18 protein-coding genes and 1 pseudogene are annotated in these 24,232 nt (G+C 60.9%); 11 read left to right on the forward strand and 8 right to left on the reverse strand.

All coding sequences use genetic code 11. The annotated features are described in order from the left end of the window. Nucleotides 1-151 precede the first annotated feature (151 nt). The 7 genes from LB565_RS09605 (at nt 152) to LB565_RS09635 (ending at nt 10,618) form a co-directional block, all read left to right on the forward strand. Nucleotides 152-2,947 (forward strand): S10 family serine carboxypeptidase-like protein, encoded by a 2,796-nt coding sequence (locus LB565_RS09605; protein ID WP_224583235.1) that lies wholly within the window; start codon nt 152-154, stop codon nt 2,945-2,947. A gap of 717 nt (nt 2,948-3,664) precedes the next feature. Next, nucleotides 3,665-4,591 carry an ArsR/SmtB family transcription factor gene (locus LB565_RS09610; RefSeq protein WP_224583238.1) on the forward strand — a complete coding sequence of 309 codons (927 nt, stop codon included), beginning with the start codon at nt 3,665-3,667 and terminating at the stop codon, nt 4,589-4,591. A 184-nt stretch (nt 4,592-4,775) separates the two neighbouring features. Continuing rightward, a complete protein-coding gene (locus LB565_RS09615; RefSeq protein ID WP_224583240.1) occupies nt 4,776-6,287 on the forward strand; it encodes an alpha-N-arabinofuranosidase in 1,512 nt (503 codons plus the stop codon). Between the two features lie 43 nt (nt 6,288-6,330). Beyond that, nucleotides 6,331-7,422 (forward strand): ABC transporter ATP-binding protein, encoded by a 1,092-nt coding sequence (locus LB565_RS09620; RefSeq protein WP_224583241.1) that lies wholly within the window; start codon nt 6,331-6,333, stop codon nt 7,420-7,422. Nucleotide 7,423: 1 nt separating this feature from the next. Continuing rightward, complete coding sequence (locus tag LB565_RS09625) at nt 7,424-8,359, forward strand: carbohydrate ABC transporter permease (RefSeq protein WP_224583243.1); 936 nt, start codon at nt 7,424-7,426, stop codon at nt 8,357-8,359. After that, nucleotides 8,356-9,204 (forward strand): carbohydrate ABC transporter permease, encoded by an 849-nt coding sequence (locus LB565_RS09630; protein WP_224583246.1) that lies wholly within the window; start codon nt 8,356-8,358, stop codon nt 9,202-9,204. Before LB565_RS09625 ends, LB565_RS09630 begins: the two co-directional genes overlap by 4 nt. A gap of 100 nt (nt 9,205-9,304) precedes the next feature. After that, nucleotides 9,305-10,618 (forward strand): ABC transporter substrate-binding protein, encoded by a 1,314-nt coding sequence (locus tag LB565_RS09635; RefSeq protein WP_224583540.1) that lies wholly within the window; start codon nt 9,305-9,307, stop codon nt 10,616-10,618. A gap of 286 nt (nt 10,619-10,904) precedes the next feature. Here LB565_RS09635 and LB565_RS09640 read toward each other — a convergent pair. The 8 genes from LB565_RS09640 to LB565_RS09675 all read right to left on the reverse strand — a co-directional run bounded on the left by LB565_RS09640 (nt 10,905) and on the right by LB565_RS09675 (nt 18,973). Continuing rightward, a protein-coding gene (locus tag LB565_RS09640; RefSeq protein WP_224583247.1) for an IS630 family transposase occupies nt 10,905-11,851 on the reverse strand; the annotation gives its coding sequence in 2 pieces (ribosomal slippage) (nt 10,905-11,510 and nt 11,513-11,851; 945 coding nt in all). A gap of 191 nt (nt 11,852-12,042) precedes the next feature. Next, on the reverse strand, nt 12,043-12,852 hold the full coding sequence (locus LB565_RS09645) for an SDR family NAD(P)-dependent oxidoreductase (RefSeq protein WP_224583249.1): 810 nt from the start codon (nt 12,850-12,852) through the stop codon (nt 12,043-12,045). An 18-nt stretch (nt 12,853-12,870) separates the two neighbouring features. Further along, complete coding sequence (locus LB565_RS09650; protein WP_224583251.1) at nt 12,871-13,848, reverse strand: sugar phosphate isomerase/epimerase family protein; 978 nt, start codon at nt 13,846-13,848, stop codon at nt 12,871-12,873. A gap of 29 nt (nt 13,849-13,877) precedes the next feature. Then, nucleotides 13,878-14,645, reverse strand: a complete 768-nt coding sequence (locus tag LB565_RS09655; RefSeq protein ID WP_224583253.1) for an SDR family NAD(P)-dependent oxidoreductase — start codon at nt 14,643-14,645, stop codon at nt 13,878-13,880. 15 nt (nt 14,646-14,660) lie between these two features. Then, entirely contained in the window at nt 14,661-15,767 is a 1,107-nt protein-coding gene (locus LB565_RS09660) for an ABC transporter ATP-binding protein (RefSeq protein ID WP_224583256.1), read from the reverse strand. Between the two features lie 52 nt (nt 15,768-15,819). After that, nucleotides 15,820-16,725 (reverse strand): carbohydrate ABC transporter permease, encoded by a 906-nt coding sequence (locus LB565_RS09665; RefSeq protein WP_224583258.1) that lies wholly within the window; start codon nt 16,723-16,725, stop codon nt 15,820-15,822. After that, nucleotides 16,718-17,653, reverse strand: coding sequence for a carbohydrate ABC transporter permease (locus LB565_RS09670; protein ID WP_224583261.1), 936 nt, complete (start codon nt 17,651-17,653; stop codon nt 16,718-16,720). Before LB565_RS09670 ends, LB565_RS09665 begins: the two co-directional genes overlap by 8 nt. A gap of 66 nt (nt 17,654-17,719) precedes the next feature. Then, on the reverse strand, nt 17,720-18,973 hold the full coding sequence (locus LB565_RS09675; protein WP_224583263.1) for an ABC transporter substrate-binding protein: 1,254 nt from the start codon (nt 18,971-18,973) through the stop codon (nt 17,720-17,722). A 217-nt stretch (nt 18,974-19,190) separates the two neighbouring features. Here LB565_RS09675 and LB565_RS30025 point away from each other — a divergent pair. The 4 genes and pseudogenes from LB565_RS30025 to LB565_RS09695 form a co-directional block, all read left to right on the forward strand. Continuing rightward, a pseudogene (locus LB565_RS30025) lies at nt 19,191-19,259 on the forward strand (hypothetical protein); the annotation flags it as partial. A gap of 111 nt (nt 19,260-19,370) precedes the next feature. Next, on the forward strand, nt 19,371-20,336 hold the full coding sequence (locus tag LB565_RS09685; RefSeq protein ID WP_224583542.1) for an ROK family protein: 966 nt from the start codon (nt 19,371-19,373) through the stop codon (nt 20,334-20,336). A gap of 332 nt (nt 20,337-20,668) precedes the next feature. Next, on the forward strand, nt 20,669-23,779 hold the full coding sequence (locus tag LB565_RS09690) for a CheR family methyltransferase (RefSeq protein WP_411970627.1): 3,111 nt from the start codon (nt 20,669-20,671) through the stop codon (nt 23,777-23,779). Continuing rightward, on the forward strand, nt 23,772-24,131 hold the full coding sequence (locus tag LB565_RS09695; RefSeq protein WP_224583267.1) for a response regulator: 360 nt from the start codon (nt 23,772-23,774) through the stop codon (nt 24,129-24,131). Before LB565_RS09690 ends, LB565_RS09695 begins: the two co-directional genes overlap by 8 nt. The last annotated feature ends 101 nt before the right edge of the window (nt 24,132-24,232 follow it).

Here is a 24,232-nt window from a genome sequence, read left to right on the forward strand (position 1 = left end):
CTCCCAAACGGGCATATGATATTGTTGAGATGATATATATTACATAAGTATAAAATAACAATTTAACAAATTTAAGAGGAAAGACATTCGCGGGGCGGAGGTCAACCGAGCGGTATCGGTTGGCGTGAACTCGTGGTCCCGGAGGCCGGCTATGGCGAAGACGATCAACAAGGGCTTGGGCGCTGGCCAGCCTGGGCCAGATCAGCCGTTTCTCGACACCACCGCCTACGGATCCGGGCCGGACGACTCTGTCTCGGATGTGACCGAGAACGCCGCCATCACCCACCACGTGGCCACGGTGAACGGGACTTCCGTTCCCTACACCGCCACAGCCGGTCATCTCGTCGCCGTCGATCCGTCGAGTTCGAAGCCGGCCGCCAAGGTCTTCTATGTCGCCTTCACGGCGGACGGCATGGACGCGACCACCCGGCCGGTGACCTTCTTCTACAATGGCGGACCTGGCTCGTCGTCGGTCTTCCTGCTGCTCGGCTCGTTTGCGCCCAGGCGCATCAGAACCAGCATGCCGGGCTTCACGCCGCCTCCGCCCTACGCCATGGAGGACAATCCCGATAGCCTGATCGACCGCAGCGACCTTGTCTATATCAACCCGGTCGGCACCGGCTATTCCGCGGCGATCGCACCTTTCAAGAACCGCGACTTCTGGGGAGTCGATCAGGACGCCGTCTCGATCAAGCAGTTCATCAAGCGGTATCTCAGCGCTTTCAATCGTTGGAACTCGCCACGCTTCCTGCTCGGCGAATCCTACGGCACGGCCCGCAGCTGCGTGCTGGCTTGGCTGCTGCACGAGGACGGCCTCGACCTCAACGGAATCACGCTGCAATCCAGCGTGCTCGACTATCCCGCCAACTTCTCCAACGCGGTCGGCCTCATGCCGACCTTTGCCGCAGATGCGTGGTTTCACAAGAAGACCGGCATCGAGCCGCTGCCAGCGAACCTCGCCTCGTACATGGAGACCGTGACTCAGTTCGCGCAAGGCCCCTACAGTGCAGCACTGAACGCTTTCCCGAAGGCAGACCCCGTGGCGGTGGAGACGCTGAGCCGCTATCTCGGCTTGCCCGCCAGCGAACTCGGAGGCTGGCGGCTGAATGTGGAGGCTGCCGACCGGCTCGGTCATTCCGCCTTCCTAATCGAGCTTCTGCAGGACCAGGGCCTAGCGCTGGGCGCCTATGACGGGCGGGTGACCGGCATCGATACGGGCATATCGGCCATCGTCTCGCCCGACGGCGGCATGAACGATCCGACCATGGCGGCTGTGGGCGGCGTCTACACCACAATGTGGAACAGCTATCTCAACAACGACCTCAAATTCACTGCCACCTCGAACTTCATCGACCTCAACGATCAGGCCTTCCAGTTTTGGGACTTTAGTCACACCGATCCGACGGGCGCAGTGCAGAAGCCGGACAGCCAGGGCAACCCGACCCTCTACACGGCAGGCGATCTCGCCGCCACAATGGCCGCCAATCCCGACCTGCTGGTGCTCTCGGCCAACGGCTACTACGATTCGGTGACGCCTTTCTTCCAAACCAAGCTGACGCTGGACGCGATGCCGCTGGAGGACGCCCAGGTGCGCGCCAATCTTGCGATCAGGAACTACCCCTCGGGACACATGATCTACCTCGACGGCGCTTCGCGAACGGTCATGAAAGCCGATCTCGCCGCCATGTACGACCGGGCCGTCGGCACACGTCGCGCCCGCCTGCACGCCCGCGCGGCGCTGTCGCGCGCGGTGCCCAACATCATCCGGCCCTATTTCAAGCTGCCCGGCGTCGGCGACGTCGCCTTCCGTCCTGCTGCTGCCGGTGCGGAACCGTGGAATGTACCGGATCTGTGCCGGGCCTATGCCTGGCCGAGCGGCCTCGTCGGCGGCGGCGTCATCGCGATCATCGAGTTCGGCGGCGGGTGGGTGCAGAAGGATATTGATGCTTATTTCCGCTCGACGGGCCTGCCGGCACCGACCATCGTCGACGTGCCGATCGGCGGCGGCCGCAACGATCCGAACAAGCACTCCGGCAATCCGGCTGCCGACCCGGACCGCGAAGTCGCACTCGACATCGAGGTCGCCGCCGCAGCCTACTCTGTGGCCACCGGCGATGCGGCAAGCATCCGCGTCTATTGGGCTGACGCCAGCGACTGGGGCGCGATGGCGACCGCGATCATCGCCGCCGCGGCCGACGGCTGCGATGTCTGCTCTGTGTCTTGGGGCTCCGACGAGGCTAACTGGAAGTCGGCGGCCGCAATGGCAGGCATCGACTATCCCGGCAGGCTGAACAAAGCGGCGGAGGCCGCCACCAAGGCCGGCATGATCGTCTTCGCCGCATCGGGCGACAACGATTCCTCGGACGGCGGGGCCGATCCGGCCAATGTTGACCTGCCGTCTTCCAGCCCGTTCGTCGTTGGCTGCGGCGGCACCATGAAGCCGCACGGCGCCAATGCGGAAGAGACAGTCTGGAACGACGATCCCGGCAATCCGAACGGCTCGGGAACGGGCGGCGGCTTCTCGGAACTCTTCCGCCCCATGCCGGCATGGCAGGCGGGAGCTCCGCACGGCCCCGGCCGCATGGTGCCCGATGTCTCCGCCAGTGCCGATCCCTATACGGGCTACAGTGTCTTCGTGTACGGCCGGCAGGAAGTGATCGGCGGCACCAGCGCCGTGGCGCCGCTCTATGCCGGGCTATTTGCCGCCTTCGGGCGCAAGCTCGGAATGGTGGCGCCGCAGCTTTGGCTGAACCACACCTGCTTCAACGACATAACCACCGGCGATAACGGTTATTTCCGCGCCCGCGTCGGCCCGGACCCCTGCACCGGCATCGGCACTCCTATCGCGGACAAACTGGGCGCGCTGTTTGAGGCGCCAAGCAAGCCTGCTGCCGAAACGGCGCGCCCAGCGCGCCGCCGACGGCGAAATGCGGCGGCGGTTGCTTGAACCAGCCGGCGCTCCCGAGGGCCTAATTGCGGCGCGAACCCCGGAACCCGCTTCCAGCCGACATAGGCGTGGCAGCCATCGCACACAATGTCAGAGGTGGCCCTCCGTTCGATGCGTCTGAAGACTGCAAGCTTTTTGGAACAAAATCTCTCGCTGCCGAGATGGCAGAGGTGTGCAGGGCTTTCAGCCGTTCACTTTGCGCGCCTTTGTCGCTTCGCCGTTACGGCGGCCTGGAACTCGATTTCGTTTGGATTTCTGCACATGGTCACCAGAGCTGAGCGTCTTCGATGAAGCCTGTCGAACCGCAAATCTCGCATTGAGCGTCAGCTCGCTTCGAGAGCCGCTCGCTCCGGCGTTGAATAGCGGCGCGGTTATACGGGAGGACACGGGATTAATTTAGTCCTCCTCGTGGTCCGTGGTTTCGCCAGACCATACGAGAGAATACGAAGGGGGCAGGTTGGCGAACCATCGGCAAGCTATTGATTCTGTACAGAAAACATTGCCCTCTCCGGACACGCATTATCGTTACTTGTCAAATAGCATTTGACTCGGAGGTGCCTCCGCGGATCGCCGATCGATTGCGCGTAGTCCGCGCGCCGAACACCGCACCAGTCCGATCAATAAGGCGCCATGGGTTCGGCCAGTGCTTTGACTAAATCAGATTCCCAGATATACAAGACAATTTCGGGTTTGGATTTCGCATCGATTGGCCCCTTCATGAGTCGTAATTTTTTGGTGATCGAGCCTGAAGAGGGCATCGCCGTGCTCAAGGGGCTTGCCTCTTTGGCGCGCATTTCCATGCTGAAATTGCTGCACGAGAAGGGGCCGATGAATGTCAACGACGTCGCCGCTGTGCTGTCGCTGCCGCAATCGACGGTCTCGACCAATATCCAGGTGCTTGAGGACGCGGGCCTGATCCGCACCGAGAACCAAAAGGCGAAGAAGGGCAGCCAGAAGATCTGCTATCCGACCGCCGAAGAAGTGCTCGTGGTCTTCAAGAGCGAGTATCGTGCGGTCAAGAACGACGCGATCGAAGTATCGATGCCGATTGGGCTTTACACCGGATTCGAGGTTACCGCGCCCTGCGGTCTCTGTTCGCCGGACGGGATCATCGGTCTGCTTGATGTGCCCAACACTTTCCTGGATCCGGACCGTATGAAGGCCGGTCTGTTGTGGTTCACGCGCGGCTTTGTCGAATATCAGTTCCCCAACAATGCCAAGCTCGCCAATACCGAGATTACCGAACTCGAGCTGGTGGCTGAACTGTCCTCGGAAGTGCCGGGCACCAGCGCCGACTGGCCCTCCGACATCACGCTGACGATCAATGGCGTCGACGTCGGCACCTGGACGTCACCGGGCGATTTCGGCGACAAGCGCGGCGTTTTCACGCCCTCCTGGTGGAAGCTCAAGGGCTCGCAATATGGCAAGCTGAAGAACTGGCGGGTTTCCGCTGACGGAACCTATGTCGACGGCGTCAGGATTTCCGAGACCAGCCTCGCCGCCCTCGATCTCAAGGGCCATCATTCAATCCGGGTTCGGATTGGCGTCAAGGACGACGCTGAGCGTCCCGGCGGAATCAATATTTTCGGCAAGGGATTTGGAAACTACGATCAGGACATTCTGCTGAGGATCAAAACCGGTTGATATCATCAAATCGGGTTTCAAAAATAGTCCATTGATTTCAATGTGTTGACTTCGTTTGCGACTGAGATTGTCGGTCAATTGTCAGACTTTTGATGGTTTTTCGCTTGACGAATGGATGCCGTTTCCCTCTGATATCTAATAAGGTGATTTAAATCATCATTTATGATATTCTCGGAGGGAATGCATGAAGGCGGCCGTTACGGCGCATCCGCGTTATATCGTTTCGAAGATCGACCCCAGGCTTTATGGATCCTTCATCGAGCATCTTGGGCGGGCGGTTTACACCGGTATCTATGAGCCCGGTCATGCGACGGCGGATGACAACGGCATGCGTCGCGACGTCATCGATCTCGTCAGGGAACTCAAGGTTCCGATCGTCCGCTATCCCGGCGGCAATTTCGTATCCGCTTACAATTGGGAGGACGGCGTCGGCCCCAAGGAAGAGCGCCCGGTGCGCCTCGACCTTGCCTGGCACACGTCGGAAAGCAATGAAGTCGGCCTGCATGAATTTGCCGACTGGTGCGCCTCGGCGAACACCGAGATGATGCTTGCCGTCAATCTCGGCTCGCGTGGCCTCGATGAAGCCCGCAACTTTCTGGAATACACCAATCATCCCGGCGGCAGCGAGTGGAGCGACAAGCGCATCGCCAACGGCCGCAAGGAGCCCTTCGACGTCAAGCTCTGGTGCCTTGGCAACGAGATGGACGGCCCCTGGCAGATCGGCCACAAGACCGCCGACGAGTATGGCCGCCTGGCCCACGAGACCGCCAAGGCGATGCGTGCCTTCTCCAAGTCGCTCGAGCTCGTGGTCTGCGGCTCGTCGAATGCCAAGATGCCGACATACCCGGAATGGGAAGCGACCGTTCTCGATCATACTTACAACGAGGTAGATTACATCTCGCTGCACATGTATTTCGACAATGAAGCCAATGACGCGCCGAATTATCTTGCCATGAGCGAGAAGCTCGACGCTTACATTGTCTCGGTCGCCGGCGTTATCGACTATATCAAGGCCAAGAAGCGCTCCAAGAAGCAGGTCTACATCTCGTTCGACGAATGGAACGTCTGGTACCATTCCAAGGAGCAGGACAAGAAGATCCTTGGCGGCAATGAGGGCTGGCCTTTCGCCCCGCCATTGCTCGAAGACATCTACAATTTCGAGGACGTGCTGCAGGTCGGCCTGATCCTCAACACCTTCATCCGTCGTTCCGACGTGGTCAAGATCGCGTGCCTGGCGCAACTGGTCAATGTCATCGCGCCGATCATGACCGTCCCCAATGGCCCGGCATGGCGGCAGACGATCTTCTATCCTTATCTCTATGCCTCGATCTACGGCCGCGGCAATGCGCTGGATCTCAAGGTGGAAAGCCCGACCTACAGCTCCACCGTCGCCGGAGATGTTTCATATGTCGACGTCGCCGGCGTGCATGACACGGAAACCGGACATGTCACCTTCTTTGCCATCAACCGCCATTCGAGCGAGGAAATCGAAACCGCGATCGACATAGCGGGCTTCGGCGCAGCTGAGATCGTCGACCATCAGCTGATGACGCACGCGGATCTGAAAGCCGTCAATTCGGCGCAGAACCCAAGCAATGTCGGGCCCACAAAGGGGACCGGCGCGGCGGCGGTGGGCGGCAAATTGAGCCTGCCGCTGCCGCCCTATTCCTACCAGATGGTGCGCCTGAAGCTCTGACTTCAGGCGCACCATCGTGCATGGGCTGAGGAGGAGCCTCGACGTGACGGCCGATATCGAGATCAGGAATGTGAGCAAGCATTTCGGTGCCATGACGGTGCTGGATGATCTGTCTCTCTCCATCAAGGCACGCGAATTCATCGTGTTTCTCGGGCCGTCCGGCTGCGGGAAATCGACGCTTCTGCGCATGATCGCGGGCCTCGAAACTGTCGATACCGGCGAGATAGCCATCAACAACGAGCGTATCGATCATCTGCCGCCGGGCAAGCGCGGCATTGCCATGGTGTTCCAGTCCTATGCGCTTTATCCGCATATGAGCGTGCGCGACAACATGGCATTCGGGCTCGAGAATATCGGCATGCCGCGCGACGTCATTGAGGCGCGCATAAAGGAGAGCGCCCGCATCCTCGAAATGGAGCACCTGCTCGAGCGCAAGCCGGGCCAACTCTCCGGCGGCCAGCGGCAGCGCGTCGCCATCGGCCGTGCGATCGTCAAGGAGCCGAAGGCCTTTCTGTTCGACGAACCGCTCTCCAATCTCGATGCGGCATTGCGGACCCGTACCCGCATCGAACTTGCCCAACTGCACCAGCGCCTGCAATCGACGATGATCTTCGTCACCCACGATCAGGTCGAAGCGATGACGCTCGCCGACCGCATTGTCGTCATGAACAATCGCAAGATCGAGCAGATCGGCTCTCCCATGGAAATCTACGACCGGCCCGCGACCAAATTCGTCGCAGGCTTCGTCGGCGCGCCGGCAATGAATTTTGTCGAGGCGACGCTCGACAGATCGAGCCGGAATGCCAGGGCCAGGTTTGCGGACGGCATATCGGTTCAGACCGAGATCGCCTCCGACCAGACGATCGACGGCAAATACACTTTCGGCATCCGTTCGGAAGACGTGCGCATCGTTCCCGCCGGGCAGGGCAATGCCGATGGCGTGATCGATGTGCTTGAGCGGCTCGGCGAACGCACCCTGGTCTACGCCCGGCTTGGCGATGGCCAGCAGATCGTCGGCTCGGATGTCGGCAACAGCCGCGTTGCGGTCGGCGACAAGGTCGGGCTCGCCTTCGACGGCCGGAAATCGCATCTGTTCGGCGAGACCGGTCGCGCCTGGCACGCGAGGGAGGTCTGACATGGATGACCGACGGGCGACGCCGCGGACCGTGCTTCCGGCCGCCAGCGTCAGAGCTGCAAGCGTCGATATCTACGCTCCGCAATGGCGAAACTTCATTTTCGTTGCGCCGTTCCTGTTCTTCTTCACGACGCTTCTGCTGGTCCCGCTGTTCTGGGGAATGTGGCTGAGCTTCCACAAGGCCGACACGTTCTCATCCGGAAACTTCGTCGGTTTCGGCAACTATGTCAGGCTGTTTCACGACAAGGTGTTCTTGCAATCGGTCTGGAATACCTTCTATTTCGTGCTTCTGACGGTGCCGACCCTGGCACTGATCGGCCTTTTTCTCGCGCTTTGCCTCAACCGCCGCACACGCACAGCCGCGGTGCTGCGGACCCTTTTCTTTTCTTCCTCGGTGCTGTCGGTCACGATCGTCACACTGATCTGGCGCATCGTGTTCATTCCGAATGTCGGCCTTCTGTCGACGATCTACGGATGGTTCGGCGCAACCGCCCCGGCTTTCATTTCCGATCCCAGCCTGGCGATGATCGGCATCGCCATCGCCACCGTCTGGTGGTGCATCGGCCTGCCGATGATGCTCTTTCTCTCCGCCCTCCAGCAGATTCCGCAGGATATTTACGAAGCGGCAGCCCTGGACAATGCCAATCGCTGGCAGACGCTACGCTCGATTACGCTGCCGTCGATCAAACGCACCTTCGTCCTGGTGGTCATTGTCCAGATCGTGCTGCAGTTCCAGCTGTTCGGCCAGGCTTGGCTGATGACACGCGGCGGTCCGAACAACCTGACCAAGCCGATCGTGCTCTACATCTATGACACCGCGTTCCGTCGCTGGGATCTCGGCATGGGCGCCGCGGCTTCAGAGGTGCTGTTCATCCTCATCCTGATGGCGGCCATGGTCCAGTACCTGGTCACACGCAACAAGGCAGGTCAGGCATGAGGGCTCCAGCCATTTCCATCAAGGGACGCGCATTCGGCGACCGCGTGTTGCTGGCTCTGGTCATCCTGCTTTCCCTGGTCATGATCGCGCCGGTTCTGTGGGTTATCGGCCTGTCGCTCAAGGAAAATGCCGAGCTGATGGCAAATCCGAATTCTGTGTTTCAGGCGCCCTATACGCTCAAGAACTACATCAACACCATCGGCACCTCGTCGGTGTTCGTCTGGGTGTTCAACAGCATCATCGTCTCCGGAGGATTGACGCTCGGAACGCTGATCCTGTCGTCGCTTGCCGGCTATGGCTTTGCACGGCTGAATTTCCCCGGCCGAAACATCCTGTTCGTGATCGTGCTCTTCGGCCTGGCGGTTCCGGAACAGGCCGTGCTTGTCGCCCGCCATCAGATCTTCAGCATGCTGAATTTCCACAACACCTATCACGGGCTCATTCTCCCGGGCCTGTCGGCTTCTTTTGGCGTCTTCCTGATGACCCAGTATTTCAAGGCCATCCCGAAGGAACTGGACGAAGCCGCCATGCTGGACAATGCCAGCCGGTTCAGGACGTTCTGGAAGGTTCTTTTGCCGCTCACGGTACCCGCTCAGGCAACTCTAGGCATCTTCACCTTCCTCGGCGCGTGGAACGATTACTTGTGGCCGCTGATCTCGGCAACCAAGAAGGATATGTACACGCTGACGGTCGGCATGGCCTCGACACAGACCAATTTCGCCCAGTCGGAAGGCATCGGCTTCTTGATGGCGCAGGCGGTGTTCGCCGGCGCGCCGATCCTGATCGTCTACCTGTTTTTCCAGAAATACATCGTCACGGCCGTCTCGGGCGCCGCGGTGAGATGACGAAATTGCCTGGCGGCGGGGGAGTGCGTCGCAGCGATTGAAGCATGAAGCCAGTCCAGGGTGGAGTGGCGCAGATTCAGTAGGAGGAACTGATATGAAAATGAAGAAAGTCCTGTTTGCAGCGGTCTCGGCGGGCGTGCTGATGCTCGCAAGCCCGAGTTTTGCAGCGACGGAATTGACCGTGCAGCGCTTTTTCGGTGCCTGCGATGCCGATTTCGGCACCAACACCGATGTCGCCAAGGCAGTGGGCGAATGCGGCATCATCACCTCGCTGATCAACAAGTTCAATGCCGACAACCCCGATGTTCACGTCAGCGTCAGCACTGTGGAATGGCCGGGCTATGACCAGCTGACCGCGCAGTTCGCTTCGGGCGAAGCTCCCGATATCGTTACGATCCATGAATCGGCGCTTTCGGATTACCAGTCCAAGGGGCTGTTGATGCCGCTTGACGATCTGTTGAAGTCCGTCGGCGTCACACCCGATGCCTTCACGGACGCGGCGCGCAACGGCGCCACCAAGGACGGCAAGATCTATGGCCTGCCGATCGACAGCTGGACGATGCTCTATCACATCAACATGGATCTCTTCAAACAGGCTGGCCTCGTCAATGCCGACGGCACGCCGATCCTTCCGAAGTCGCCCGAGGAGCTGCTCGCCCAGGCCGAACAGTTCAAGCAGAAGACCGGCAAGCCTTACTTCGTTCAGAACCTGGCCAATGAGACCGCACTCTATACGCGCAATCTCTACACCTATCTCTTCCAGCAGAATTCCGATTTCTTCGCCGATCCAAAACATGTGAAGCTGAACACGCCGGAAGCCAAGAAGATCGTCGAGATGTACAAGGCGATCTTCGACAAGGGCTACACCACCAAGGACCTCGACTATGGCGGCGCCATCAACGCCTTCCTTGCCGGTGGAGGTGGCGTGCAGCTCAACGGCACGTGGGTTGTCGGCGACAACAACGCCCAGTCCGAAACTAAGGGCACGGCCCTCAACAAGGGCGGCTATGCGGTTTATCCGTATCCGCAGCTATTTGCCGGCGCCCATGCGCAATATGCCGACGGCCACACCTGGGCAGTCTCGCAGAAGGACCGCACACCCGAACAGATCGCGGCTATCGGCAAATTCCTGAAGTTCTTCGCCGACCATGACTTCGATTGGTCGCGCACCGGCCACCTGCCGGCCTACAAAGCCATCATCGCCTCGGACGCTTTCAAGGCACTGCCGCATCGCAACACGATCGCAGCGGTCGCCGATCTCGGCAGGCCGCTGCCGTCGGCGGTACAGCGCCAGTTTGCGATCCAGGACATTGTGGGCGAAGAGATGAGCGCTGCAATCACCGGCCAGAAGGACGTGGATGCCGCACTTGCCGACATGGAAAGCCGCGTCAACGAATTGCTCGCCAACATTTGACGACGGACTTATCGAGAACTCTCCCGACGCCCGCGACTGGAAACAGTCGCGGGTCAGCGGTTCGAAAAAGTAGCGCCACAGCAATACTCCCTCGACACCTGGTCAGCCTCTCGCCCAGGTCGGTATAGCGAATTCGATGGTGCGGCTTCGCGGGCTGATCTTTGGACGGCGGGGCCATGACGGCTGCCCATCAGCAATCTCGCAAGGTCACTTTCAACAGTGCCTTGCCCGCGCACCGCGGCGACGGCACAGCCGTCATTTGATGACGTTCTAGAGCGAGATGATTTTAGGTTGAACGATATCCAGCGTTTTCGAAGTAGTTGTTGCATTCGGTTGCGGTGAGGCCATCGAGGATTTCGCCGATGGCGCTGCAGACAGTCTCGACGGTTCGCCGCGCCGCCTTTCTGAGCCAGTGCTTGAGCTTGGCAAAGACTTGTTCGATCGGGTTCAGATCGGGCGAATATTTCGGCAGGAGCAGAAGTCTTGCGCCGGCGCCGCGAATGGCGCGGCGCACCACCTTGCCCTTGTGCGAGCCAAGATTGTCCATGATCACGATATCACCGGGTTTGAGGGTCGGAACCAGCACCTGCTCAACATAGAGCCGGAACCGCTCGCCGTTGATTGGTCCGTCGATCAGCCATGGCGCGTCCAGACGATCATGGCGCAGTGCCGCCAGGAAGGTCATGGTCTGCCAGTGGCCGTGCGGGACCTCGGCATGGAGCCGCTCCCCGATGGGCGCCCAGCCGCGCTGCGGCGCCATGTTGGTCTTGGTCCAGGTCTCGTCGATGAACACCAGGCGTGAAGGATCAATCGCTGCGCGATACTTCAACCATTGCTGACGCCGGCGCGCGACGTCGGGGCGCCGCTGCTCGGCCGCGACCAGCGTCTTTTTTTATAACTGAGCTTCTCCTCGTGAACGAATGCCCAGACCGAGCGGTAGTCCACCTTCAGGCCGCGGTCGGCCAGTTCCGCGACCAGCCCGCGCAAGGTGAAGGCCTCATTGCGGCAGCGCTCAACCAACCAGTCGCGGTGGGCGCCGCGGATCTTCTTGGGCTTGTGTCCACCGATCTGGCCGGGGCTGACGCTGCCTGTTTCGCGAAAGCGCCCGACCCATCTGATCACCGAGCTGATGCCGACATCATAACGCGCCGCTGCTTGCCGGCGCGAAAGTCCCTCCTGCTCGACCGAAGCCACAACCCGGTCCCGAAGATCGTTTGAATATGGCTTGCCCATTCATGCCGGCCTCCTTCTCCCAGCCAGCATCTTGAATCTGATTTGCAGACCCTTGGGAATCCCTTCGATTCAAGCCAAACTCATCCCGCTCTAGTGAGTCCACAGCCCATGTTGCCCGAGCGCAACACGGCCGAAAGCGCGTCGCGTCGAACGCGTGGCGTTAGGGCAGGGGAGCCTGACAGCTCCCCTGCTCAACCTGGGAAGATCGTGAAACCGCCATCGACGCGGATGACCTGCCCGTTGATGAAGCGCGCGCGGGGGCCGGCGAGAAAGGCCACCGCCTCGGCGATCTCTTCCGGCTCCGCATACCGGTTTAGCGATTTCTTGCTCGAGTCCATGCGCGCCGGATCGACCACGCGGGTCGCCTGGAATCGTGCCGTCTTGGTGGCGCCGGGGCTGACCGCATTGATGCGCACGCCGTCGTCGATCAGTTCCTTGGCGAGGCAGCGCGTGTAATGCACGACCGCGGCCTTCAACGTCGAGTAGACGACCTCGGGCGAGCAGCCGAGGTGAGCCGCCGCCGACGCGATGTTGATAACGGAGCCGCCGCCGCGCCGCTTCATTGGCGGCACGAAAGCTTGGCAGACCAGCATCGTGCCGATCAGATTGTTCTCGGTCAGCACGCGGATGTCCTCGAGTTCGATGTCGAGGGCGTTGTTCGGGTTCGGCTTGCTGCCCTTGGCGCCGATGTCGCCGCCAGCACAATTGACCAGCACATGCACGTCGCCGAGATCGGCCTCGATCTTGCGCTTCATCTCGGCCACCGCCTCCCGGTCGCCAATGTTGCCGGTCACCCACGTGACCTTCGTCCCATGCCGCTTCAGGCGCTCGACCACCTCGCCGAGATTGGCGAACTCGCCGTATTTGGACGGAGCTGTTTCGTCCATGTCGTGGACCGCGACATTGGCGCCGAGTTCCGCCAGGCGCTCGGCCATCACCCGGCCGAGGCCACGGCCGGAACCGGTTACGAAGGCGGTCAATCCATCGAGTTCACGTGTCACCAGATCTTCTCCACTTCATCAAACCAAATTGCGCATGTTGGCGGCGCTGCGCCGGATCATGTCGAGCTCGTAGGAAACCAGGGAACCGTCGTCTTCGCGCTCCCAAGGGGTGCGGTAGTCGGCATCCTCGGGCAGCCGATTGCGCTGCGCGGCCCGCAGGCAGGCCGCAAATTCGCGCGCCGTCTTCGGCGGGTAGCCGTGCCACCAGTCGTCGCGCAGAAAGCGGACATGCCGTGCCTCCAATGCGCCCGGTTCGAGAACGGCGGTCATGCGATCGTGGTTTTCGGCAAGAATTGCGAACAGCTCGGCAAACGGCACCGCGCCATCGCCGATGGCACAACGGATCAGCCGGTAGCCTTCGGCCGTGAACTGCACGCGGTAATCCTTGAGGTGGACATGGCGGACACAGGGTGCGATCCGCCGCGTAAAATCGAGCGGCGCTTCGCCAACCGGGAACGTGTTGCCGGTGTCGAATGTGACGCCGACGCCTTCGCCGCCGAGTGCGCAGAAATCGACGAGTTCCTGGCTGGTGAAATCCTGGTGGTTTTCGATGGCAAGGACATGGCCTTCGGCAATCGCGCGGGGACCCCATTCCTTCAACCTGTCTCGAATGATGCCGGCGAACTCGCTCCATTTCTCGCCGGCAGCGTTGCGGTCGCCACATAGAACCGGCGTCAGCGCCGTTCGGATGATTTGGGCCCTCAGAAGACGTGCGGCCCGAAATGCCTGGTCGAGCGGCTCGCTCACCAGGAGACCGCCGCTGACGATCGGCGTGATCCCAAGGCTGGCGAGCCTTTCCCGCAACGCGATCACCGCATCGTCGGAAAGTTCGGTCAGCCAGGGCACCCAGATCTCCAGCACCCGCGCGCCGAGTTCGGTCGCGAGCGCGATGAAGCCTTCCAGCCCTGCCGGTTGGGGATTGGCGCGTGACGTGCCGCGGCCCTGGAGGCCGAGATGATAGGTCAGACCGTAGGGGTTCAGGCCGACCTGGAGCATGGAGCGATCCTTGGGTTCAGGTTTTGCGGTCATCGCAGGCCGGCGTCTACGGTGATCGACTGCTTGGTGATCATGCGACTGTCGTCGGCGGCGAGGAACAGCACCGTGCGCGCGATCTCCCCGCCGGTCAGAACCCGGCGGATCATCTGGCGCTGCACGACCTGATCGACCGACGCCTGCGTCTTGTACCAAAGCTGCCGTTGCCGGTCGGTGATGACGGCACCCGGCTCGATGGCGTTGACGCGGATGTTGTCGGGGCCAAACGCCCGCGCCAGCGCGAATGTCAACCCGACCACCGCAGCCTTGGCCGTCGCATAGGGCGCCATGTCTGCCGCGCCGAAACGCCAGGCGATCGAGGAAAAATTCACGATCGAACCAAAGCCCAACTCCTTCATGTGCGCATGCACGGCTTGGGCGGCAAAGAAATGGTGCCTGAGGTTCACGTCCTGGGCGTGATCCCAGTAGTCCTGCGTCACGTCCGCGACCGGGTGGCGATTGTCGTCTGCGGCGTTGTTGACCAGCACCGCGACAGATCCGAGGCGGTCGCGCACTGTGCCGATCGCGACCTGGAGCGCGGGAATATCGGTCACGTCGCAGTGCATGAATAGCGGCGCGTGCGGTGCCGAGACGGCGAGTTCCCGCGCGAGCTTGTCGCCGGCTTCCTGCTGCAGATCGAAAAACGCGACGCGTGCGCCATTGGCAGCGAAGGCGCGGACCGTGTCGGCGCCGATGCCCGACGCGCCGCCAGTGATCAGCACGACGCGGTCGGCCAGGCTCGGATAGATGGCAAAGGACAAATGCGGAAACTCTCTTCAGATCAGGCGTTGGGTGGTCGGGTCGAACAAGCAGGCACGCGCCATGTCGATGCCGAGCGTCACCGTCTCGCCCATCCGTGGCGTGCTGTCGGGGTCGAAACGACCGGTGATCTCCTTGGCGCCCAGGCGCAGAACGGCCATGGTTTCCGCACCTGTCGGCTCGACCAGTTCGACCATGGCATCGATTTGCGCGATGCCTGGCTTGCGACGCTGAAGATCGGGATCGAACCGGTAGATGTGCTCCGGCCGAATGCCGAGAACGAGCTGTCGCGGCGTATCGGACGGAAGCGTCTGGACGATCGGCAGACCGACCGTCTTGCCGTCGGCGGTCGACAGGGCAACCGTGGGGCGACCGCCTTCTTCGCCCAGTTCGGCCGGCAGGAAGTTCATCGCCGGCGAACCCATGAAGCCCGCGACGAACATATTGGCCGGGCGGTTGTAGATCATGGCCGGCTCGTCGAATTGCTGAACCGAGCCTTGATGCATCACGGCTATGCGCGAGGCGAGCGTCATCGCCTCGACCTGATCGTGGGTGACATAAACCGTCGTCTTGCCGACGCGGTGATGCAGCTTCTTGATTTCTGTACGCATGTCGACGCGCAGCTTGGCGTCGAGATTGGAGAGCGGCTCGTCGAACAGGAAGAGTTTCGGATCACGCACCAGCGCCCGGCCCATCGCGACGCGCTGGCGCTGGCCGCCCGAAAGCTGTCCGGGCTTGCGCCCAAGCAGCGGTTCGATCTGCAGAAAAGCAGCAACCCGCTTGACGGCCTCGTCCTGCTGCGGCTTCGGTACGCGGCGGCTTTCCATGCCGAAGGTGATGTTCTCGCGCACCGTCATCGTCGGATACAGCGCGTAGGACTGGAACACCATGGCAATGTCGCGGTCTTTCGGCGCAACCGCATTGACCAGCCGGCCGTCGATGCGGATCTCGCCGGAGGTTACGGTTTCCAGCCCGGCTATCATCGCGAGCAGGGTGGACTTGCCGCAGCCGGACGGTCCGACCAGGGCGACGAACTCGCCGTTCTGCGCCTCGAGATCGATGCCCTTCAGCACCTCGACCGTGCCGTAGTTCTTGCGCAGCGATCGGATGGTCAATGTCGACATGCGATGCCCTTCTTCGGAGACCGGACGATCCGCGACATGCGATAAGTCCCGCTCACTTGATTGCGCCTTGGGTCAGGCCGCGGACGAAATACTTGCCGCCGAAGAGATAGATCAGCAGCGGCGGCAGCGCGCCGATCAGCACGGCGGCGCTCATGACGTCATAGGCGCGTACGTTCGTGCCGCTCGCCGTCAGCGCGACGAGCGCGGCCGTGATCGGCTGTTGCTGCCCGGAGGTGAAGACGACGCCGAACAGATATTCGTTCCAGATACCGGTGAACTGCCAGATCACGGTGACGATCAGGATCGGCGAGGAAAGCGGCAGAATTATCTTGCGGAAGATGCGCCAGAAGCCTGCGCCGTCGATGCGCGCCGCCTTGATCAGATCGTCGGGGATGCTGACGTAGTAGTTGCGGCAGAACAGGGTGGTGAACGAAATGCCCTGGATCACATGGATGACGATGAGCCCGTAGGTCGAATTGCTGAGGCCCAGATTGCCGAGGATGAACGCCCACGGCATCAACGAGATCTGGCCCGGAATGAAGACGCCGAGCAGCATCAAGGTGAACAGCGCTTCCGAACCCTTGAAGCGCCATTTCGACAGGATGTAACCGTTCATCGCGCCGACCGTCGTCGAGATGATCGTTGCCGGAATGGTCATTTTCAGGGAGTTGTAGAAGTTGCGCTGCATGCCCTCGCAGGTGCCGCCAATGCAATAGGTGCTCCAGGCCTGGCTCCAGGCTTCAAGACGGAAGCTGCGTGGCAGCGAGATCAACCCGTTGCGCGCGATCTCTTGCTGATCGCGGAATGAATTCAGCACCACGACCAACAACGGGACCAGATAGATCGCCGCGAAGACAACCAGCAGCCCATAGATGACTAAGCGGGTGAGAAGATGCCTGCGCGCCGTAACCGTGGCGGCGCGATGATCGAGCGACCGGTCCAGCGCTGCGTCAACCATGTCCGGCTTCCTTGCGCCGGCGCCAAACCACCCAGAACGAATAGGGCACCAGCACCACGGCAAGCGCGGCAAGCATCATGATGGCCGCCGCGGCGCCTTCGCCGATCTGGCCGCGTTGGAACATCAGGTCATAGACGTAGATGGCGGGGAACGTGGTCGAGATCCCCGGCCCCCCTTTCGTGAGGGCCGCCACGAGGTCGAAGGTCTTGATGGCGAACTGGATCTGGATGACGGCGACGGCCAGGAAGATCGGCGCAATCGTTGGCAGAAGCACTTTGCGATAGATGCGGAAGGTCGAGGCGCCGTCGATCTGGGCGGCCTTGACGAGGTCCGAATCCACCGAGCGCAGACCAGCCAGGAAGAGCGCCATGGCAAAGCCCGAGGACTGCCAGACACCGGTGATGATCACCGCGTAGATCGCATGGTGCCGGTCGCTGGCGAGTGCGAAACTGAAATTCGTCCAGCCCAATCCGCGCACCATCGCCTGGATACCGTCGGTCGGGTTGTAGAGCCAACTCCAGACCGTGCCCGTGACGATGAAGGAGACGGCCAGCGGATAGAGGAAGATCGTCCGCCAGACCGCCTCGCCGCGCACGCGCTGGTCGATCAGGATCGCCAGCAGCAGTCCCACGGCCATCGAGCCGACGATGTAAAAACCACTGAAGAGAAAGAGGTTGTTGTAGGCGATGTTCCAGCGCCGGTTCGCCCAAAGCGACGCGTAGTTCTCCAGGCCGACGAAGTCGTAGCTCGGGAGCAGCGAGGAGTTCGAGAGCGAGATGTAGAGCGTCCAGCCGGTGAACACGAAGACGTAGACGAGGCTCGCCACAAGGGAGGGGCCGAGCACCAGCAAGGGCACCGCGGAGCCCAGCCGCTCCCGCCAGGGGCGGGCGGGCGCCGGGACCGATAGAATCAGGTCGTGATTTGACATTTCGAGCGCGGGACTGAGAGGGAGGACGGCCGGGTGCGGGTAGCCATTGCGCCCGGCCGGTTCCGTCTACTTCTGTGCTTCTGCCGCGTCGGCCATCGCATTGGCGCCGCCCTCGGCTGACATGTCTGGCGTCGCCACGAACTCGGTGATGGCGTCCATGATCGCGCCGCGCATCTTCTGCGGGATGGTCATGTTGTGCGCCATCGAGCGGACCAGCGTGCCTTCCTTGATCGAAGCCTGCAGATCCTTTTGCGAGAGCTGCTGGCACGGATTGAAGCCCTTCGACAGATCGATGTCCAGGCGTGCGGGGATCGAGCCCTTGGCCTGGTTGAAGACCGTCTGGAAGTCGGGCGACAGGATCAGGCTGGCAAGCAGCTTCTGGCCATCGATGTAATCCCGATCCTTCTGCTTGAAGAAGACGACCGAGTCCGAGTTGAGGATGAAGCCGGGCTTGCCCCAATCGGTCGGCGCCTGGGCGCAGACATAGTCGGTGCCTTCCTTGAAGCCGGCGGCTGTCAGCAGGCCGATCGTCCAGTCGCCCATGATGTGGAACGCCGCGTCGCCCTTGCCGACGAGCGCCGACATCGAATCCCAGTCGCGGCCAACCATGCCCGGATCCATGTACTTGCTCGTCATCAGCCGCATCTGCTCGAAGGCCTTGACCATCCCCGGGCTGCGCATGGATTCGACATCGCCTTCGACGAAGGCCTTGCGATAGAGATCGATGTCCTGGCCATAGAGCACGACCTCGAACACCGTCGAATCCGTCCAGTCGGCGGTCGAATGCGAGATGCAGATCTTGCCTGAGGCGACGATCTTGTCGCAGGCTGCATTGAACTCGGCCCAGGTCTTGGGCATTTCCGCCACGCCAGCCGCCTGCATGACCTTCGGCGAGGCCCAGAGCCAGTTGATGCGGTGGATGTTCATGGGAGCGGCGACCCATTTGCCGGTCGGCTTCATCACCGGAAGCAATTCCGGCGCGACGACTTTCTCCCATCCTTCCGAGCCCGCCAACTCGTCGAGATCGGCGGTCATGCCGGTCTGGTTCCACTCGGCGATTTCCGGACCTTTAAGCTGCACGGCAGGCGGGGCATTGCCGGCGATTACGTCGGCACGCAGCTTGGCCAGCGTATTGGCCGTGTGACCGGCGATCGAGGTCTGTTCCCATTTGCCGCCCTTGGCGGTGAACATCTCGCCGAGCTTGGCGATCGCCTGGGCATCCGATCCAGTCGCCCATTGGTGCAGAAGGTTCGTCTTGGGCTCGGCGAAGGCTGCCCCGGCGACAAAGGTCCAGGCAGCAGCTGCCGCTAAGGCGGTCATGACGCATTTCATCGTTTCACTCCCATATGATGTTGCACGGTTCGTATCGACCGCTTATGGCCGCGGTTTGAAGCCGCCGCCGGCGAGATGGGTTAATCTCGAGTTCTTTCCAAGATGACATATTGGAGCTATCAGTCAACGATGTTTATGTTGATCCATGACAAAACCTTCGCTTAGAACCTGGCTGATCGACAGACCGTCCGCGTCGCCGGAGAGCATGATCGTGCGGTGCCTGAGCGAGCGCGGCGTGCTCTCCGCGTCGCAGATTACACGCGTCACCGGTCTGGCGCGCTCGACGGTCTCAACCGCGCTCAACGGCTTGAGAAAATCGGGGATGGTGATCGAAGCCCCGGCCAGCCGCGATGGGGTCAGAAGCATCGGCAGGCCGGCCGCGGCCTTGACGCTCAATCCGACAGCGGGCACCTGCGTTGGAATTCACCTGGCTCTTCAGGAGATACGGCTCATCGTCGCCGATGTCTCGCATTCCGTCATCGCCGAACAAATTATCCCGATGCCTCTGGACTACCAGCCGCAACAGGCGGCCCAGATGGTCAAATCGGCAATTGCCCAGTCTTACAAGGAAAACGGTTTGCCGATGGCGGGGCTCCTGGGGGTTGGGGTTTCCGTCTCTGGCCCTGTCAGCCGCGATGGAGTGGTGCTGCGCGCGAGCATGGTTCCAACATGGGCCGGCGTCAACATACGAGATGTGTTCGGACCCGTCCTGGAGCAGCCGATCTTCGCCGACAACGAAAGCAACTGCTCGGCCATTGCGGAGCTGATGTGGGGTGCGGCCATCGGCCAGGACGATTTCGTGCTGTTCAAGATCGATCTGGGTGTCGGTGGGGCCATTGTCCAGCATGGCCGGCTGGTGACGGGCATCGCCGGCGGCGCCGGCGAATTCGGGCACATCAGCATCGACCCCGGCGGCGATCTTTGCCGCTGCGGCAATCGCGGATGCCTGGAGCTCTATGCCAGTTTTGCCCGGCCACTGGAACAGATCTCGCGTATCGTGCGGCGGCAAGTCACCATGGGCGACGTCATCACGATGGCCGAGCAGGGGGACGTCAGGGCGTTGCGGATGATCGAGGATACCGCCGAGATCGCCGGCCGGGGTCTCGGCTTGATCGGTTCGGTGCTCAATCCGCCGCTCATCATCATCGGCGGCCACATGGCTTTAGCTGGCGACATTCTGTTGACGCCGCTGATCGCGTCCTATGAACGCCACACGCTCATCAAATCCCGCGATATCGCCCCGGCCCTGCGCACGCGGATAATCGTAGGCAAGCACACCGAAAACGATGCATTGCTGGGCGCCGTCGGCCTCGTGCTGAGACATCAGACAGAGAGACTGTCGATCGGCTGATTGGCCAGACCGCTCAGAGAATGGTTCCGGGAGCTAACGACGCTCAAGAAGCTGGCGAACTATAGTACCGAAGGCTGAATCTGCAGCCAGCTTGTCCCGCCATCGTATCGGAGCGGGCATCTGGCACGGCTAGTCGAACTGATGATTGCCAGACCAGCGACACCTGTTGCAGGCGCGAGTCTCCATTGCACGTGCACGGTTTCCGCTATAAAAAATTCGACCGGCTCGCATTCAAGCTTTGCCTATCGGATGGCTCAATCGGCCAGCCTCTAAAAATATCCACGAGCGTCGGATCAAAATCGCCACTGGCACGTTTAGCCTAGTTAAGCAGGATGGATATGGCCAAGCCGAGATTCCCTATTGTCGGCATCGGCGCTTCGGCCGGCGGCATCCCCGCCATGGAAGAACTTTTTCATGGCGTCCCTTCCAGTCCTGGCATTGGCTTCGTCATCGTTACGCATCTAAGTCCGGAACGCGAGAGCCTCCTCCATGAAGTGGTTGGCCGCTATACCGATATCCCCGTCAAGGTCGCCGAGGATGGCATCGAGGTCCGGCCCGACGTCATTTACGTCATGCCGCCCAACGCGATTTTGACGATCGAAAACACCGCTCTCAGACTACGGCACCCGAACTCCGTATCGAGGGAGCGCAAGCCGATCGACATCTTCTTCAGCGCGCTGGCTGAGGACCACGGGGAATACGCGGTTGGAATTGTTCTGTCTGGCGGAGATTCAGACGGGACGCTGGGTGTGAAGGCGATCAAAGAGCATGGCGGACTGACGCTCGCTCAAATCGCCGACGGGTCTGGGCCGCGTAATCCGGACATGCCTCAAAGTGCCATCGGTTCAGGGTTGATCGACATCGCCGTCCCCGCACGCGATATGGGAGAAAAGCTTGCCGAATTCGCGCGCAGTTTCGAATTGCTGGACGAACCGGTGGCTGACGGCAGGGCGGAGGATGGGAGCGTCAGCGACGCGCAAAACGAAATATACGCCATCCTGCGCAGCCACTCCGGACATGATTTCTCGGGTTACAAGACCAAGACGGTGCTTCGTCGCGTCAGGCGCCGCATGCAGATCAAGCAGCTCAGTTCGATCGACAGTTATGTCGACCTGCTGCGCTCGAGCGCAGACGAGGTCCGCTTACTGTTTCGCGACTTGTTGATCAACGTCACCAACTTTTTTCGCGACGCCGATGCCTTCAAGATTTTGGAAGAAACGGTGATCCCAAAACTGTTCGAAGGCCGCGACGCCAATGACACGATCCGCATCTGGGTTCCCGGGTGTGCGACGGGAGAAGAGGTCTTTTCGATCGGCATGCTGATGCGTGAGCACATGGACACGCTGCCGGTGGTGCCGCGTGTGCAGATATTCGCAACCGATATCGATGACGCCGCACTGAGTGCCGCCCGCGCGGCACGCTATACCGAACCGTTGCTGGCCGGCGTTTCACCCGAACGTCGCGAACGCTTCTTCAACAATGACGGCACGAGCTTTGTGCTGCATAAGAGCGTGCGCGATCTTTGCATCTTCTCTGCCCACAACGTCATTCGCGATCCGCCGTTCTCACGCATGGACATGGTCTCATGCCGAAATCTGTTGATCTACTTCGGGCCCGACGTTCAAAAGCAGGTCATTCCGACATTTCACTACTCACTGAAGCCAGGCGGCTATCTGTTCCTCGGCACATCGGAGAGCCTGAGCCAACACAGCGAACTGTTCGCGCCGGTCGACAAGAAACATCGCATTTTCAAGGCACGCGAACACGCGGCGCCGCCGCGCCTGCCCCTTCTGCTTAATGCAGCGTCCTCGAGCAGTTTGCTAAAAGCCGGCGACACCCGTGCGGGACGCGGCTTGTCCTATTCGCTGCGCCAGGTCGTCGAAGCTCAAGTACTGGAGCGCTACGCGCCAGCCCATGTCGTCGTCAACGGCGAAGGAGATGTCGTCTATTATTCCGGCAGAACGGGCAAATACCTCGAACCGCCGCAAGGTGTGCCGAGCCGTCAATTGCTGACGATGGTGCGCAGTGGGCTGCGCCTGGAACTGCGTGGCGCGTTACGGGAAGCGGCCGAAAACAGGCGTCCCGTCGTGCGGGAGGCGATTGCCGTTGAGGAGGACGACGACCGCGTCCAGTTTGTAACCTTGACCGTCGAACCTCTGGCCGATCGCGGAAGCGAACCGCTTTTCCTTGTCCTTTTCGAGCCGGTGGGGCGTTCGCAGCCGCGGACGGCCCAGACGGGTTCCCAGTCGGCGGCCGGCGGATTGGCGGATCTGGAGCGCGAGCTGCGCGACACCCGCGAGCGCCTGCAATCGACAATCGAAGAGTACGAAACCGCGCTGGAGGAACTCAAATCCTCCAACGAGGAGTTGGTCTCGGTCAATGAGGAAGCGCAGTCGTCCAACGAGGAGCTCGAAGCCTCCAAGGAGGAGATGCAGTCCCTCAACGAGGAGCTGAGCACGATCAATGCCGAGCTGGTATCGAAGGTCGAGGATCTCGATCGCGCCAACAGCGACCTGAAGAACCTGTTCGACAGCACCGAGATCGCGACTGTCTTCCTTGATCCCAAGCTGGTCATCCGCAGCTTCACCCCAGCAGCTTCTTCATTCTTCAATCTGCTGCCGAGCGATGTCGGTCGTCCGCTTACCGATCTTGCCAGCCGGCTCGATTATCCGCAGTTGCGCGAACACATCGCGCAGGTTTTTCGGTCGGGCGAGATGATCGAGCATCAGCTTTCGCGCGACGGTGACGGCGTTCACTATCTCGTCCGCCTAATCCCCTACCGGGATGCCGTCGGCAAGATACAGGGCGTCGTCGTGACCTTCGTTGACGTCACGACCCTGGCCCAAGCGGAAGCTCATCAGCGGGTCCTCATCTCCGAGCTCAATCATCGGGTCAAGAATATGCTGGCTGTTACCGTGAGCATTGCCAGCCAGACCCTGAAGAATGCTGAATCGCCGGAAGTCTTTGCAGAAGCGCTGATCGGCCGCCTACAGGCGATGGCGAGGGCCTACGGCGTGCTGTCGCGTGAAAGCTGGAAAGAGGCGTCGGCTGAAGAGATCGTTCGGCAGGAATTGGAACCCTTTGGGTTGGAGCGCAGCACCAGGGCCGGTGAAGACGTCCGTTTGAAACCCCAACAGGCACTTTCCCTTGGAATGGTTCTCCACGAACTGGCGACCAATGCCGCCAAATACGGAGCGCTGTCCGCGGCGAGTGGGAAGGTGGCGGTCACTTGGTTCGTGCTTGGCCAGGAATTCCGCTTGGAATGGACCGAAACGGGCGGCCCGCCGGTCAAGCCGCCCGAAAAGTCCGGATTTGGTTTGGCTCTGGTTAAAGGTGAAGTCGAATACCGGCTGGGCGGCAAATTCGAAACAACTTACGACACCAACGGTTTTAAGCTGAGATTGGCGTTTCCACTCGATCGCCGGGAGACGGCAGTTGGCTAGCGCACGGATTCTGGTTGTTGAGGACGAGTGGCTGATCGCCGAGGATCACAAGGATGTTCTCGAAAAAGCGGGCTATGAAGTTGTGGGACCTGCCGCATCCGTACGCAGCGCGATCGGGCTGATCGAAAACGAAGTTATCTCGGCGGCGGTGCTGGACATCGGCCTCAACGGCGAGACGAGCGCTGCGCTGATACCATTCCTTGCGGAACGAGACATTCCGTTCGTTTTTGCAAGCGGATATGTGCCGCCGGACGTTCCAATGGAATTACGTGCCTATCAAATACTGCCAAAGCCTGTGCTGGCCCTTACGCTCATTGAAGCCGTTAGCGGCATGCTAAATGGCAACAGCTAGCGATACCGCCTGCTGATAGGGACAGACCTGACGAAGCAGTCACCGGGGAAACGTCTTCAGCCGTAGCTGAGGTCTCCTCCGCCATGTCCCATTATTTTTGA

Source organism: Mesorhizobium sp. CA14 (assembly GCF_020165195.1).
In the GTDB taxonomy this organism is placed as follows: Bacteria; Pseudomonadota; Alphaproteobacteria; order Rhizobiales; family Rhizobiaceae; genus Mesorhizobium.

Excerpts from the sequence above, each read along its gene's own strand:
- LB565_RS09650 (WP_224583251.1), bottom strand. The coding sequence starts at position 13,848 with ATGCTCCAGGTCGGCCTGAACCCCTACGGTCTGACCTATCATCTCGGC.
- LB565_RS09665 (WP_224583258.1), bottom strand. The coding sequence starts at position 16,725 with ATGGTTGACGCAGCGCTGGACCGGTCGCTCGATCATCGCGCCGCCACG.
- LB565_RS09625 (WP_224583243.1), top strand. The coding sequence starts at position 7,424 with ATGGATGACCGACGGGCGACGCCGCGGACCGTGCTTCCGGCCGCCAGC.
- LB565_RS09615 (WP_224583240.1), top strand. The coding sequence starts at position 4,776 with ATGAAGGCGGCCGTTACGGCGCATCCGCGTTATATCGTTTCGAAGATC.
- LB565_RS09610 (WP_224583238.1), top strand. The coding sequence starts at position 3,665 with ATGAGTCGTAATTTTTTGGTGATCGAGCCTGAAGAGGGCATCGCCGTG.
- LB565_RS09675 (WP_224583263.1), bottom strand. The coding sequence starts at position 18,973 with ATGACCGCCTTAGCGGCAGCTGCTGCCTGGACCTTTGTCGCCGGGGCA.
- LB565_RS09690 (WP_411970627.1), top strand. The coding sequence starts at position 20,669 with ATGGATATGGCCAAGCCGAGATTCCCTATTGTCGGCATCGGCGCTTCG.
- LB565_RS09660 (WP_224583256.1), bottom strand. The coding sequence starts at position 15,767 with ATGTCGACATTGACCATCCGATCGCTGCGCAAGAACTACGGCACGGTC.
- LB565_RS09605 (WP_224583235.1), top strand. The coding sequence starts at position 152 with ATGGCGAAGACGATCAACAAGGGCTTGGGCGCTGGCCAGCCTGGGCCA.
- LB565_RS09630 (WP_224583246.1), top strand. The coding sequence starts at position 8,356 with ATGAGGGCTCCAGCCATTTCCATCAAGGGACGCGCATTCGGCGACCGC.
- LB565_RS09635 (WP_224583540.1), top strand. The coding sequence starts at position 9,305 with ATGAAGAAAGTCCTGTTTGCAGCGGTCTCGGCGGGCGTGCTGATGCTC.
- LB565_RS09670 (WP_224583261.1), bottom strand. The coding sequence starts at position 17,653 with ATGTCAAATCACGACCTGATTCTATCGGTCCCGGCGCCCGCCCGCCCC.